The sequence below is a fragment of the Nocardia sp. NPDC052566 genome, from assembly GCF_044547285.1.
GTDB lineage: Bacteria > Actinomycetota > Actinomycetes > Mycobacteriales > Mycobacteriaceae > Nocardia.
Genome location: NZ_JBIUAF010000002.1, coordinates 846,818 through 860,834 on the forward strand (window position 1 = coordinate 846,818; position 14,017 = coordinate 860,834).

The 14,017-nt window shown below is 67.3% G+C and carries 15 protein-coding genes; 10 read left to right on the forward strand and 5 right to left on the reverse strand.

All coding sequences use genetic code 11. The features are described 5' to 3' along the window. Positions 1-2: 2 nt before the first annotated feature. Positions 3-707, reverse strand: a complete 705-nt coding sequence (locus tag ACIG5A_RS10880) for an HNH endonuclease (RefSeq protein ID WP_397239967.1) — start codon at positions 705-707, stop codon at positions 3-5. A 268-nt stretch (positions 708-975) separates the two neighbouring features. On the opposite strand from ACIG5A_RS10880, the gene ACIG5A_RS10885 reads away from it, so the two are divergent. From ACIG5A_RS10885 to ACIG5A_RS10920, 8 genes are all read left to right on the forward strand, one after another. Continuing rightward, a complete protein-coding gene (locus ACIG5A_RS10885; protein ID WP_397239968.1) occupies positions 976-1,380 on the forward strand; it encodes a globin in 405 nt (134 codons plus the stop codon). A 133-nt stretch (positions 1,381-1,513) separates the two neighbouring features. Further along, positions 1,514-3,118, forward strand: coding sequence for a glycoside hydrolase family 13 protein (locus ACIG5A_RS10890; protein ID WP_397239969.1), 1,605 nt, complete (start codon positions 1,514-1,516; stop codon positions 3,116-3,118). Positions 3,119-3,186: 68 nt separating this feature from the next. Next, entirely contained in the window at positions 3,187-3,468 is a 282-nt protein-coding gene (locus ACIG5A_RS10895; protein ID WP_397239970.1) for a hypothetical protein, read from the forward strand. Next, complete coding sequence (locus ACIG5A_RS10900) at positions 3,455-3,919, forward strand: DUF5130 domain-containing protein (RefSeq protein ID WP_397239971.1); 465 nt, start codon at positions 3,455-3,457, stop codon at positions 3,917-3,919. The genes ACIG5A_RS10895 and ACIG5A_RS10900 overlap by 14 nt, the downstream gene beginning before the upstream one ends. Positions 3,920-4,201: 282 nt before the next feature. Beyond that, the gene (locus ACIG5A_RS10905) at positions 4,202-4,771 is read left to right on the forward strand and encodes an NADPH-dependent FMN reductase (protein WP_397239972.1); all 570 of its coding nucleotides are present in this window, start codon (positions 4,202-4,204) and stop codon (positions 4,769-4,771) included. A 108-nt stretch (positions 4,772-4,879) separates the two neighbouring features. Then, positions 4,880-6,031: an MFS transporter gene (locus ACIG5A_RS10910; RefSeq protein WP_397239973.1), complete on the forward strand. Its 1,152-nt coding sequence runs from the start codon at positions 4,880-4,882 to the stop codon at positions 6,029-6,031. Between the two features lie 27 nt (positions 6,032-6,058). Then, entirely contained in the window at positions 6,059-6,694 is a 636-nt protein-coding gene (locus ACIG5A_RS10915; RefSeq protein ID WP_397239974.1) for an HD domain-containing protein, read from the forward strand. 61 nt (positions 6,695-6,755) lie between these two features. Continuing rightward, entirely contained in the window at positions 6,756-7,226 is a 471-nt protein-coding gene (locus tag ACIG5A_RS10920; protein ID WP_397239975.1) for a helix-turn-helix domain-containing protein, read from the forward strand. A gap of 282 nt (positions 7,227-7,508) precedes the next feature. Here ACIG5A_RS10920 and ACIG5A_RS10925 read toward each other — a convergent pair whose 3' ends face one another. Both ACIG5A_RS10925 and ACIG5A_RS10930 read right to left on the reverse strand, forming a co-directional pair. Then, positions 7,509-8,099 (reverse strand): ClpP family protease, encoded by a 591-nt coding sequence (locus tag ACIG5A_RS10925; protein WP_397239976.1) that lies wholly within the window; start codon positions 8,097-8,099, stop codon positions 7,509-7,511. Then, entirely contained in the window at positions 8,096-8,701 is a 606-nt protein-coding gene (locus tag ACIG5A_RS10930; RefSeq protein ID WP_397239977.1) for a ClpP family protease, read from the reverse strand. The genes ACIG5A_RS10925 and ACIG5A_RS10930 overlap by 4 nt, the downstream gene beginning before the upstream one ends. Positions 8,702-8,917: 216 nt before the next feature. On the opposite strand from ACIG5A_RS10930, the gene ACIG5A_RS10935 reads away from it, so the two are divergent. Beyond that, a complete protein-coding gene (locus ACIG5A_RS10935; protein WP_397239978.1) occupies positions 8,918-9,721 on the forward strand; it encodes an NAD(P)H-binding protein in 804 nt (267 codons plus the stop codon). A gap of 70 nt (positions 9,722-9,791) precedes the next feature. On the opposite strand, the gene pepN is transcribed toward ACIG5A_RS10935, so the two are convergent. Beyond that, positions 9,792-12,365, reverse strand: a complete 2,574-nt coding sequence (pepN, locus tag ACIG5A_RS10940) for an aminopeptidase N (RefSeq protein ID WP_397239979.1) — start codon at positions 12,363-12,365, stop codon at positions 9,792-9,794. Positions 12,366-12,609: 244 nt separating this feature from the next. On the opposite strand from pepN, the gene ACIG5A_RS10945 reads away from it, so the two are divergent. Then, entirely contained in the window at positions 12,610-13,437 is an 828-nt protein-coding gene (locus ACIG5A_RS10945; protein WP_397239981.1) for a phosphoribosylaminoimidazolesuccinocarboxamide synthase, read from the forward strand. A 71-nt stretch (positions 13,438-13,508) separates the two neighbouring features. On the opposite strand, the gene ACIG5A_RS10950 is transcribed toward ACIG5A_RS10945, so the two are convergent. Continuing rightward, the gene (locus ACIG5A_RS10950) at positions 13,509-13,991 is read right to left on the reverse strand and encodes an NUDIX domain-containing protein (protein ID WP_397239982.1); all 483 of its coding nucleotides are present in this window, start codon (positions 13,989-13,991) and stop codon (positions 13,509-13,511) included. Positions 13,992-14,017: the final 26 nt, after the last annotated feature.

A 14,017-nucleotide genomic window follows, 5' to 3' on the forward strand; every position in this document is an offset into this window, starting at 1 on the left:
GGTCAGGCGGCGCCTTCGCCGAGGTATTGGAGCCAGACGGGGTCGAGGTCGGATTGGGTGGAGAGCAGGCGCCAGTGCGGACCCTTGGGGGAGACCAGGGGGGAGCGCAGGGCCCAGCCGAGTTCGCTGAGCAGTTTGTCGGCCTTGCGGTGATTACACGGGGCGCAGCTGGCGACGCAGTTCTCCCACGAGTGCTCGCCGCCGCGGCTGCGCGGGATGACATGGTCGATGGTTTCGGCCTTGCCACCGCAGTAGCCGCAGCGGTAGCGGTCGCGATGCATGAGGGCGGCGCGGGTCATCGGGACGCGGGCCCGATAAGGGACGCGCACGTAGGTGCGCAGGCGGATGACCGAGGGGATCTCGATGGCGGAACCGGCGGAATGGACCACCGAACCGTCGGGATCGTGGTGGACGGCATCGGCTTTGTCGCAGATCAGCAGTACGACGGCGCGGCGCGCGGACAGGGCGGTGAGCGGCTCGTAGGTGGCGTTGAGAAGCAGCACCCGGCGCTTCAACCAGTTCGTCGCCTCGGTGGGCGGTGGCGCGGAGCGGTGTGCGTGATCATGATGCCCGTGATGGGGCCCGGGATAGTGGTCGGACAAGATGTGCAGCGGAGTAGCCCCCGACCCACGATTGTGGACGTCGGCGGGCTGGAGTTGTCGGTGCGTGCGCGCCTCGTGTGACTTGGCGCCGTGCCGCTGCTTCATCTGGACCTCAATTTCATGATTGGCAGGATCATGTGGTATTCCGGCAGAGCTGCCACCCAGTTGACCATGGAACGCCGCAGATTGCACGGTGATTTCGCGCAATGTCCGGTGAACTGTGGTTGAAGGGCCGCTCGTTCGTAATGCGGAGCGGGCCGGTGGGGCTGCCGCCGGCTTCGCTCCGGCCCGGCGCGGGCTGTCGGCGGACTTCGTCCGGCAGCGCTGGACGGGCACAATGGACTGCGTCGGTACAGCGAATCGAGAGGGCTTTATGACTGCGGGCGAGCAGACAGCAACGTCGTTCTACGAGGCCGTCGGCGGGGCGGAGACGTTCCAGCGGATCATTGCTGCCTTCTATCGAGAAGTAGCCGCCGACGAAGTGCTGCGGCCACTGTACCCGGAGGAGGATCTCGGGCCCGCCGAACGGCGCCTGCGGATGTTCCTCGAGCAGTACTGGGGCGGCCCGCGCACCTACTCCGACGAACGCGGGCACCCGCGGCTGCGGATGCGGCACATGCCGTTCACCATCGGCCCGATCGAGCGCGACGCGTGGCTGCGGTGCATGCGGATCGGGGTCGCCGAGATCGAGCCGGAGGTGCTCGACGACGCGCACCGCAAGCAGTTGCTGGACTATCTGGAGATGGCAGCCAATTCGCTGATCAACGCGCCCTGGTGAGATTACGGCCGAGTGTCGCACGGTCCCTAGGGTTTTCGTGGATATACCCCTTGACTGCTGGATATTTGCCAGAACTCGAGAAGTTTGCTGCGGTTGAGGGAATTTGTCGCACCCCTTTGGCAGTATTACGGATGTGACACAGACATCTGCCGTGCCGGCACCGGCGGATCGCCCTGCGCAACCTTGGTGGCGGTCGGCCGTTTTCTACCAGGTCTATCCGAGATCCTTCGCTGACTCCGACGGTGACGGCGTCGGTGATCTGGGCGGCGTCCGTGACAAGCTCGGCTATCTGGAGCTGCTCGGCGTCGACGCGCTATGGATCTGTCCGGTCATGAGATCCCCGATGGCCGACGGCGGTTACGACGTCGCCGATCCGCGTGAGATCGATCCGCTCTTCGGCGGTCTCGCCGCGATGGACGAGCTGATCGCCGAGGCGCACGACCGCAACATCAAGGTCACGATGGATCTGGTGCCCAACCACACCAGCATCGAACATCCTTGGTTCCGAGCGGCGTTGGAGGCCGCGCCGGGCAGTCCGGAACGCGCCCGCTACCACTTCCGTGACGGCCTCGGCCCGGACGGCGCGCTGCCGCCGAACAACTGGCCGAGCATCTTCGGCGGACCCGCCTGGACCCGCGTCACCGAGGCCGACGGCCGCCCGGGGCAGTGGTACCTGCATATCTTCGCCCCCGAGCAGCCGGACCTGAACTGGGAAAACCCCGAGGTGTGGGCGGATTTCGAGAAGACGCTGCGCTTCTGGCTCGACCGCGGCGTCGACGGCTTCCGGCTCGACGTCGCGCATGGCATGGCCAAACCGGACGGGTTGCCCGATATGACGCGGGTCAACACCGCCGTGATCGCGCACATCGACGACGACGATCTGCGGTTCAACAACCCGGGCGTGCACGAATACCACCGCCGCATCCGCAAGGTGCTCGACGACTATCCCGGCACCGTCGCCGTCGGCGAGGTCTGGGTGGACGACAACACCCGCTTCGGCGAATACCTGCGCCCCGACGAACTGCACCTGGCCTTCAACTTCCGCCTGGCCGAGACCCCCTTCGAGGCCGCGGCCGTGCGCGATGCGATCGATAACTCGCTCGCCGCGGTGGCCTCCGTCGCCGCCAGCCCCACCTGGACGCTGTCCAACCACGATGTGGAGCGCGAGGTCACCCGCTACGGCGGCGGATTCGCCGGTGTCGCGCGGGCGCGGGCGATGATACTGACGGAGCTGGCGCTGCCCGGCGCGGTATTCCTCTACAACGGCAGCGAACTCGGGCTGCCCAATGTCGACGATCTGCCCGAGGAGGTGCTGCAGGATCCGACCTGGGAGCGGTCCGGGCATACCGTGCGCGGGCGCGACGGCTGCCGGGTGCCGATGCCGTGGGAGGGCGCCGCGCCGCCGTTCGCCTTCACCACCGGCACGCCGTGGCTGCCGATGCCGCAGGCGTGGGCCGCGCTGACGGTGGAGACGCAGCTCGAACATCTCGGCTCCACCCTGTCGCTGTACCGGATGGCGATCGAATTGCGCGGTGTGCGACCGGAATTCGCCGGGCCGGGCATCGAGTGGTACGGCAGCCCGCCCGGCTGCCTCGCCTTCCGCCGTCCCGGCGGCCTGATCTGCGTGCTCAATACGACACCGGTGCCGGTCGCGCTGCCGCACGGTCTGGTGCTGCTGTCGAGCGCGCCGCTCGAGGGTGGTCAGCTGGCCGGGAACGCGGCGGCCTGGCTGGTCTGACTCGACACGGAGCCCGAACCTTTCGACCAGAGGGCGAACTACTACACAGCATCGTCTACCGTTGGTCCGTGACCATTCTCGAGACAGTGCTGATCTTCGTCGGCATCCCTGTGGTGATCTACGGCGTGATCGCCGGATTGTCGTTTCTCGGTAAGCCACTCGCCGGTGAGAAGCCGGCCCACTTCGACCTCGGTCAGCAGTGGACCGCGCCCTCGGTGCTGTGGAGTGCGACCGACGAGGTGACCGTCTCGGGTCACCATGACACCGCGGAATCGTCGCATGGCTCCCATGCGGCCATCGAGTCCGCCAAGGCAGACCTGATCGGAGGCCGGGCAAGTGGCAAGTTCTAAGTGGCCCGCGGTGGTCGAGGCCGACCTGCCGCACGGATACGCCCTCACCAGCAGCGGTCGCGTCTCCGGCGTGCACGAGGCGGGCGACGTGTTCAAGGAGGCGCCGTTCAGCGATAACGAGCGGCTGCTGATGGACAACGTGCTCACCGAGGCGACCAGGGCGACCAAGGTGCGCTTCAACGTCTTCATCGGCGATCTCGGCTCGGATACGGCCGCGGGCGCGGACGCGATCTTCCCGGAGACGCCCGAGGCGGCGCATTCGGTGCTCATCGCGGTCTCCCCGAACGACAAGGCGATCGAGGTTCGCGCGGGCCGTGAGGTCGCCGAGCGCGCCAATGATCGCGTCTGCCAGCTCGGCGTCACCGCCGCGCTCAGCTCGTTCCGTCAGGGCGAGCTCATCGACGGTCTGGTCGCCGCGGTCCGCGTGATGGCCGCCGCCATCGGCCGCTGATTTTCGTCACACCGCTTTAAATACAGCTCAGCCTCGGTCCGCGACGTCTTGTCGCGGGCCGAGGCTGTTTTGTCGTGTTCTGTCCGCAACTAGTCGCCGGGGGTCCGGGGGTGCGGCCGTCGCCTGGCCGTAGATTCATGGAGCGAGCCGAGGCGGACGCGATGCGGGGGAAGAACTTTCACCGATCGGGAATGCCACTCGCCCTTCTAACTGTTGCCAGCATGGTGACCGGTTAGAAGGACTGGCCGAACAAGCATCATCTCGACCAAGAGGGAAAAGACAGTGACCAGCTACAAGATCCTCGCCATCTCCGGCAGCCTGCGCGCGGATTCGCACAACACCGCGCTGCTGCGCGCGGCGCAGAAGTTCAACAGCGGGCTCGACATCGAGATCTACGACGGCCTGCGCGACATCCCGCCGTACGACATGGATCTGGACAACCCGCAGAACCGGCCCGCCGCGGTCGCGGAGCTGCGCAGGCGCGTCGACGAGGTCGACGGCCTGTTGATCGCGACGCCGGAGTTCAACTACTCCATCCCCGGCGTCCTGAAGAACGCGATCGACTGGGTCAGCACCGACTGGACCAAGTCCGAGGGGCTGCCGCTGCTGCACAAGCCGGTCGCGATCATGGGCGCCGCGCCGACCAACTTCGGTTCGGTCCGTGCGCAGCTCGCGCTGCGCCAGGTGTTCGTGTGGACCGAGAGCGATGTCGTGGTGAAGCCCGAGGTGATCGCCTTCCGTTCGCACGAGCGCTTCGACGAGGAGGGCAACCTGATCGACGAGACCACGATCGGCCTGATCGAAGGGCTGCTCGAGGCGCTCGCCAAGAAGATCGAGCGCGCGAAGCAGTAAGCGGCGAATCACCGCTCCCTGTAAGGAATCCGCCGTGGAGTCGCGGCGGATTTCCTTCACCATGAAGTAACCGTTAATCCATAGTTAGATAGTTAGGAAGTGGTCGGCATGCGACGCGACCAGATGGCCTGGGCCGGATTGGCGGCGATGACCGTTTCGTTCGGGCTGAACTTCTCGATGGGCGTCTTCTTCGCGCCCACCGCCGCGTCCTACGGGGTGAGCGCCGCGGTACTCGCCGTCGCGGCGGCACTCGGCACCGCGGTGACCGGGTTTGCCCAGCCGTTCGTCGGCAGACTGCTCGACAGCGTCGGGGCCAAGACGGTGCTGATCGGCGGGCTCGCGCTCATCTCCGGCAGCTACCTCGTACTGTCGGTGGTGCGCGAGACCTGGGAATTCGTCACGGCCTACATGCTGCTCGGCGGGGTGGGTTTCGCGGCGTCGTCGACGTTGACGGTCACCACGTTGATCGGGCGATCGCTCGGAAACCAGGTCGGCCCCGCACTCACCAGAGCGGCCGTCGGCATCAACCTGGGACAGCTGATCGGGCCATGGGCGGCGACCGCGCTGTTCGACCCCGTCGGCGTGCGGGTGACCTACGCGCTGCTCGGCGCGGTGGGGCTCGCGGTCACCGGGCTCCTGTGGGCCGTGCTGCCCGCCGACCGGGTCGCCGGAGCCGGTGTGGCGCGGGCGGAGTCGCTGGCGGGCCGGGGCAAGGTGCTGATCTCTTTCGGGCTGCACTCGGCGACGTTGTACGTGGTGATCCTGATGCTGCCCAAACATGCCGTCGAGCTCGGATGGTCGGTGGTCGGGGCGGGGCGGCTGGTGGCACTCGCCGCGCTGTCCGCCGGGCTGACCTCCGCCGCGATGGTCAGGCTGCAAGGCGGGTATCGGCAGGAAACATTGCTGCGCATCCTCTACGTGGGGCGGATAGTGGCGCTGGCACTTGCCGTTTCGTCGACGGCTCCCGCCGCGCTCATCACCGTCGCGGTGCTGTTCGGGGCCGCCTCGTTCCCGGTCGTTCCGCTGACCATGGCCGTCATCTCGCGTGGGCTCGACCCGGCCAGGATGGGCAGGACGCTATCGCCCGCCTGGGTGATCCATCAGCTCGCCGCCGCTGGGGGTTTGGTGGTCGCCAGCCTCATCCACGCTCAAACCGACAGCTACCGAGGCTATTTCGCGCTCGGCCTCGCATTCAGCGTCGCCGCCGCGCTGCTGCTCACCCCGAGCAGGAAGCCCGAACTCATCACAAGTGCGGCCTGAGCGCCGCCCTGCACCAAGGAGATCACCATGACCGACCAGGATCGGCCCGCCGTTCCCGACAGCGCACTGGCGGCCGAGGCCACCGAGCTGGTGCGTGCCGCCGCGACACCGCTGATCTACCACCATTCGCGCCGGGTCTACTACTTCGGCGCACTGCGCGGACAGCGCGACGGGCTGCGCTTCGATCCCGAAATCCTTTATGTGGCGGCGATGTTCCACGATCTCGGACTGACCGAGCGTTACCGGCGCACCGATCAGCGCTTCGAGATCGACGGCGCGGACGAGGCACGCCGATTCCTGCTCGCCAACGGCATCGCCGAGCATCTCGCGGAATTGGCCTGGGCCGGAATCGCTTTGCATACGACTCCGGAGATCCCCCTGCACATGGCGCCCGAAATCGCGCTGGTGACCCGGGGTGTCGAACTGGATGTGCTCGGTCTCGGCTATCACGAGATCGCCGACGAGCAGCGCGCCGCCGTCGTCGCCGAACATCCGCGCCCCGATTTCAAGCGACAGATCCTCGCCGCCTTCACCGACGGGATAAAGGGCCGCCCCGGCACCACATTCGGCAACGTCAAGGCGGACGTGCTCGAGCATTTCGTGCCCGGGTTCCAGCGTGGCGACTTCGTCGAGGTCATCCAGAACTCCGGCTGGCCGGAATAAGCGCTACGCCCTGAGCGAAACGACCGGGCCTACCGGGTGGGTCGGGCCATACGCTCTAGTCATGACCGAGCATCCGAGACTGCACGCGATTCCCGGTGGCCGCGACGACCAACCCCAGCGGCCGCGTGCCGACCGGGAACCGCGGGCAGTGCCTCGGCCACAGGTGGTCCCGCACTCGCAACCGGTGCCGGGGCCACAGGGGGTGCCTGGGCCGCAGACAGTGCGCGAGCCGCTGTGGCGCGAGGTGTTGGGTGAGCGGCTGCGCGCGCTGCGCCAGGAGCAGCGCGAAACGCTGGTCGAAACCGCAGGACGGGCCGGGGTTTCGCCGCAGTACCTGTCCGAGGTGGAGCGGGGACGCAAGGAGCCGTCCAGCGAGATGATCGCGGCACTCGCCGGGGCATTGGGCACCTCGCTCGGCGGGCTCACCGAACAGGTCGCGCGGGAACTGCTGCGCCAGCGCCATGCCGCCCTCCCGAGGCAGTTCGCACCCCGCTCCAGCACGAGCCCGACGCTGCTCGCGTTCGCCGCCTGATCGAGTCATGCCCCTGATCGAGTCACGTCCCTGATCGAGTCACGTCCCTGATTGGGTTGCACCTCTGATTGGGTTGCATGTCTGATTGGGTTGCGCCCCTGATCGAGTCGCGCTGCTCGACCGGGGGTCGCGCTGCTCGACCGGGGTTGCGCCGCCCGGCCGAGTAACGTTGCGTGGCCGGTCACGTTGCCAGGCCGGGGCGGGTCGCATGCTCGGTCGAGTGGCTGAGCGCAGTCGAAATACACTGCGGCGCAATGAATCCGTCTGGCTGTGCTCGGCAGTTCAGCCCTGCGCACCGAGCACGTTGTCGACGAGGCCGTACTCGACCGCCGCCGCAGCGGTGAAGACGCGATCGCGGTCGGTATCGCGGCGCAGGGTCTCCGCGGGCTGCCCGGTGTGCCGGGTCAGGATGGATTCGATCTGCGCGCGCATCCGCACCAGTTCGTCGGCCTGCAGGATCAGGTCGGGAATCGTGCCCTGACCGCGCGCGGCGGGCTGATGCAGCACCACCCTGGCGTGCGGCAGCATCGCACGCCTGCCCGGCGTGCCCGCCGCGAGCAGTACCGCGCCGACCGCGATGGCCTGGCCGACGCAGGTGGTCACCACGGGCGCCTTGATGAACTGCATGGTGTCGTACACCGCGAGCATCGCGGGTAGCTCGCCGCCCTCGCAGTTGATGTAGAGGTTGATCTCCCGGTCCGGGCTCTCCGACTCCAGGTGCAGCAGCTGTGCGATGAGCGCGTTGGCCACGCCGGAGTCGATCGGGGTGCCGAGATAGACGATGCGCTCGGCGAGCAGATGCGAGTAGATGTCGGTGATCCGCTCGCTACCGCGGTGCTGGGCAATGACATTCGGGATGGTGTAGCTGCTCATTGCGAGATTCCGATCCGTTGACGCTGCGGGACGATCTGTGCGAACGAGTCGACGATGTGGTCGATGAAGCCGTATTCCAGCGCCTGCGTCGCGGTGAACCAGCGGTCGTGCAGCGAATCCTCGTAGATCCGCTCGAACGGCTGCCCGGTGTCCTCGGCGATATTGCCGAGCACGGTGTCCACCGTGTACCGCAGATCGTCGGCCTGCACCTCGACCTCGACGGCGCTGCCGCCGATGCCTGCCGAACCCTGGTGCATCAGGATCCGGGCGTGCGGCAGCGCGAAGCGCCGTCCTCTGCTGCCCGCGGAGAGCAGGAATTGTCCTGCGCTGCAAGCTAATCCGAGGGCAAGCGTGGTCACCTCGCACGGCACCAGCCGCATCACGTCGCGAATGGCGAGCATCGCGGGGACCGATCCGCCGGGCGAATGGATCCACAGCGAGATACCCGCGTCCGGATCCTCGGCGGCGAGGGTGAGCAGCTGAGTCATCAGCAGCGTGCCGTTGTCGTCGTCGAGCGCTCCGTCGAGTACCAATATGCGCCTGCTGAGCAGTTGCTCGCGGGCGCGCCAGCTGAACATCGGGGTCTTGTCGTCTCGGGCCATACATCCACGGTGCCGCAGCGGTACCCCGAAAGTCGCGTCGCGCTGCTGTGAGCGGATCTGCTCACAGCAGCGGGCGAGTCACGCGGAGGCCGGCACCGGAAAATTTCCGTGGTGGTGTCGGAAATTTTCCGTGTCTGTGTCGGAAAATTGTTGTTATTCAGGCGATTTCGGCCTGGAAGATTGCCTGTAGGCCGCTCTTACTGTCAGGTTGGAGCCATGAAAATTCTTGTGACAGGCGCTACCGGGAACATCGGGCGAAAGGTCGTCGACCACCTGATCGCCGAGGGTGCGAAAGATGTCCGCGCACTGTCGAACAACCCGAAGCGGGCCGCGCTGCCCGCGGAAGTGGAGGTGGCCGAGGGTTATCTGCGCCGGCTGTCGTCGCTGCCCGCCGCCTTCGAGGGCGTGGACCGGATGTACCTGGCGCCGGTGCCGGAGACCGTGATCGAGGTCGTCGCGCTGGCGCGGGAGGCAGGCATCGCGCACATCGTCGATCTGTCCGGCGACGAGACCAGCGAGTGGGAGCCGATCGCCAAGGCCGTCGAACAGTCCGGCGTGGCATGGACCCATCTCTATGCCGGGGAGTTCCTCGAGAACACCACCATGTGGGCAGAGCAGATCCGCACGACCGGTCAAGTGCGCGAACCATTTCCGGACGCCGCGAACGCGCCGATCGCGATGGACGATATCGCCCGCGTCGCCGCCGCCGTACTGCTCGGCGAGGGGCACGAAGGCCGGGCCTACGATCTCACCGGGCCGGAGACGCTGACCAGGGCCGACAAGGTGCGTCTGCTCAGTGCGGCACTCGGGCGCGAAGTCACCCTGGAACAGGTGTCGCGCGCGGACGCCATTCGGTCGCTGGAACCGGTGATGGGGGAACTCGCCGAATGGTACGTCGACGGCCTCGCCATGATGGTCGACCATCCACAGCGCCCGACGACGACCGTCGCCGAGGTAACCGGCACGCCTGCTACGTCTTTCGCGCAGTGGGTGGCGGACAACGCCGCTGCCTTCCGCTGAGTGCCGACGGCGACCGGCGCGCCCACCCTGCTCGGGTGGACGCGCCGGATCTGTTCGGAGACTTACTGTTTCAGGAGGCGGAGTCGAATGCCCGTGCGCGCAGCGATCGTTCGATGCCCGCCTTGCCCTCCACGACCAGACGGCGCAGCGCGGGCGGGTGCTCGCCCGCGAGGAACTTGTCGGCGACCGCCACCGCGTCCTCGCTGATCGCCCAGGACGGGTAGAGGCCGACCACGACGGTCTGCGCGACCTCGTTGGAGCGCTTCTCCCAGACCTCGGCGATCTCGGCGAAGTAGCGATCCACGAACGGCGCGAGCAGCTCGCCCTGGCCCGCCGGAGCGAACCCGCCGACGATGGCGCGCGCGGTGATGTTCGGGATCGAATCATCGTGCAGCACAGTCGCCCATGCCTTTTCCTTCACCGCGGCCTGCGGGCGCGCGGTGGCGGCGGTGGCGGCCTGGCGCTTACCCGCCGCGGTCGGATCCTTGGCCAGTTCCGCGTCGATGAACGGGGTGTCCGTGCCCTCGGCGTCGATCTGGCCCGCCGCGGCGAGCGCGGTCACCAGTCGCCAGCGCAGGTCGGTATCGACGACCAGACCGGTCAGGCCCGCCTCGGCCGGATCGGTGTCGATCAGCGTGCGCAGCACCGCGGTGTGCGCGGGCGCCAGTTTGGCGCCGGTGAGCGCGTTGACGAAGGCCAGCTGGTGATCCGAGCCAGGCTCTGCGGCGCGGGCCAGCTCGAGCAGGCGGTCGGCGAACTCCGGCCAGCCGGTCGCGCTCGCCCACGCCGGATCGGCGTACGAGCCGATCGCGGTGTTGGCCTGCATCAGAAGTCGCTGCACCACACCGATTTCGGTCTCCGCGCCGATACCGCGCTGCACCAGTGCGACGAAATCACGGGCACGGAATTCGGCCTGCCTGGTCATCTCCCACGCGGCCGACCAGGCGAGCGTACGCGGCAGCGGCTCGGCGATATCGCCGATGCGGTTGACGAGCACGTCGAGCGATTCGGGATCGAGGCGGACCGAGCAGTAGGTGAGGTCGTCATCGTTGATCAGCACGAACTTGCCGCTCGGAATGCCTACCAGCTCAGCGACTTCGGTGCGCTCGGCCGGGTCGAGATCGAGCTCGACGCGGTGCGTGCGGACCAGCTTGCCGTCCTGGTCGTCGTAGACGCCGACCGCGAGGCGGTGCACCCGCCGCTCACCGGCGCCGGGCGCGGCGCCCTCCTGGACGACGGCGAAGGAGGTGAACGTGCCCTCGGCGTCGACCGTGAAGTCGGGCCGCAGGATGTTCAGGCCGGTGGTCTTGAGCCACTGCGCGCCCCAGGTCGACAGGTCGCGGCCGGAGGACTTCTCCAGCGCGGCCAGCAGGTCGTCGAAAGTGGCGTTGCCGTAGGCATGTTCGGCGAAGTAGTCGCGCAGGCCCGCCAGGAACGGCTCCAGGCCGACGTAGGCGACGAGCTGCTTGAGCACGCTCGCGCCCTTGGCGTAGGTGATGCCGTCGAAGTTGACCTCGACCGCGCGCAGATCCGGAATGTCCGCGGCGATCGGGTGCGTGGAGGGCAGCTGGTCCTGGCGGTAGGCCCAGGACTTCTCCACATTCGCGAAAGTGGTCCACGCACTGGTGTATTCGGTCGCCTCCGCCTGGCACAGCACCGAGGCGAAGGTGGCGAACGACTCGTTCAGCCACAGGTCGTCCCACCACTTCATGGTGACCAGATCGCCGAACCACATGTGCGCCATCTCGTGCAGCACCGTCTCGGCGCGGCGCTCGTAGGACGCGCGCGTCACCTTGGAACGGAAGACGTAGTCCTCGAGGTAGGTCACCGCGCCCGCGTTCTCCATGGCGCCCGCGTTGAACTCCGGCACGAACAGCTGGTCGTACTTGCCGAAGGGATACGCGAAGCCGAAGTTGTTGTGGTAGAAGGTGAAACCCTGCTTGGTCTCGGTGAACAGCCGCTCGGCGTCCATATGCTCGGCGAGCGAGGCGCGGCAGTAGATGCCGAGCGGGATGGTGCCGTGCTCGTCGGTGAACGAGTCGGTCCACTGGGCGTACGGGCCCGCGATGAGGGCGACCAGGTAGGTGCTGATCCTCGGGGTGGTGCGGAAGACGTGCTTGCCGTCGGTGGCTTCCACCGTGGCGCCGTTCGAGATGACCTTCCATTCGGCAGGCGCGGTCACGGTGACGTCGAAGGTGGCCTTCAGATCGGGCTGATCGAAGCACGCGAACATCCGCTTGGCATCGGCGGTTTCGAACTGTGTGTACAGATACACCGAGTCGTCGGTGGGGTCGACGAAGCGGTGCAGGCCCTCGCCGGTGTGCGAGTACTCGCAGTCGGCCTCGACGACGAGCAGGTTGCGCTCGCCGAGCCCGGTCAGGGTGATGCCCTTTTCCTCGTCGTAGCCCGCGATATCGACCGCGGCGCCGTTGAGCGTCGCCGAGCGCACGCCCTTGGCGACGATATCGATGAACGTGCTCGCGCCAGGCGTACCGGTGAAGCTGACCGTCGTCCGCGATAAGAAGGTGTGCTCACCCGGTTTTCCGGCGCCGTCGGTCAGGTCGAGGTGGATGGCGTAGTTTTCGACCTGCACTGTCTGCGCGCGTTCGATCGCCTGCTCGCGAGTCAGATTCGGTGCGGACATGGGGCTCCTTACGTTGTTCGACGAACCGGCACTGTGTGGCAGCACCAACAATGCCATGCCACCCCGGTGGGCCGCCCGGAAGTTTTCCCGGTCACCGCCCCCGATCGAGCCGGGACCTCCGGTATCCGGCGCGTCCGTACCGAGAAGTCGTGGCAGGCTCGCCCGCGCGGCCGACCTCGAAAGGGCCCGGCGGTATTGTGCCTGTGCAGCGCGGTTCACAGACCAAGGATTCGGAGGCTCGACGTTGAAGCATGTGCACGCCGGGAAGGTGCGCGACCTCTATGAGGACGGCGACACGCTGTTGCTTGTCGCGTCGGACCGGGTATCGGTCTACGACGTGGTGTTGCCGACGCCGATTCCCGACAAGGGTGCGCTGCTGACCCAGCTGTCGAACTGGTGGTTCGAGTTCCTCGCCGACGTGCCCAACCACGTGGTCTCGGCGACCGATGTGCCCGCCGAATTCGCCGGTCGCGGTATCCGGGTGAAGCCGCTGAAGATGGTGCAGGTCGAATGCATCGCCCGCGGCTACCTGACCGGTGGCGGGCTGACCGAGTACCAGCGCACCGGCACCGTCTCCGGTGTCGCGCTGCCGTCCGGCCTGCGTGACGGCGACAAGCTGCCCGAGCCCATCTTCACTCCGACCAGCAAGGCCTCCGAGGGTCACGACGAGCCCATCACCTTCGCGGATGTGGTGAACCAGGAGGGCAAAGAGGTCGCCGAGCAGTTGCGCGAGCGCACCATCGATATCTACCTGCGCGGTGCCGAGCACGCCGCGGGCAACGGCGTCATCATTGCCGACACCAAGGTCGAATTCGGGTGGGACGGTGATGTTCTCACCCTCGGCGACGAGGTGCTCACCTCCGATTCGTCGCGCTTCTGGCCTGCCGGCACATGGGAGCCCGGCCACGCCCAACCCTCCTTCGACAAGCAGTTCGTCCGCGACTGGGCCACCTCCACCGGCTGGAACAAGGAGGCCCCCGGCCCGGAGATCCCCGCCGAGATCGTCGAGGCGACCCGCCGAAAGTACGTGGAGGCATACGAACTCATCACCGGGCGGAAGTGGACCGCCTAGCCGTCCGCTGATGGCGTGAACGACGGCGTCGGCATCCTGGATGTATTCGCCGCGATGCCTCGGCCCGGCGCTCACTGCGGCGTGATCACGCCCGCCAGGGTCGCCAGGTACGGGCGTTGCCCCTTGCCCAATTTGAGTTCGGCGGTCGGCAGATCGAACCAGGCGGCGCGATCGATCTCCGGGAACTCGGCCTTGCGGCCCGAGCGCGGCGGCCACTCCATCTCGAAGGTGCCGGGCACGATGGTGTCCGGATCGAGGTCGCCTTCGATCGCCCACACGGTGAGCGTCTTACGGCCGCCGCCGCTGCGGCCGTAGGTCACCTCGCCCAGCGGCAGCCACTCACCCTCTGGCACAGGCAGACCGAGTTCCTCGGTGAACTCGCGTGCGGCGGCCGCGTGCGCCTGCTCGTCCGGCTCGTACTCACCCTTCGGGATGGACCAGGCGCCCTCGTCCTTGCGTGCCCAGAACGGCCCGCCCATATGCCCGAGCAACACCTCGACCTTGCCGGATGTCCACCGGTACACCAGGATTCCCGCGCTACGTTTATCCGTCACCCCAGTAGTCTGCCTGGTCACCGCGT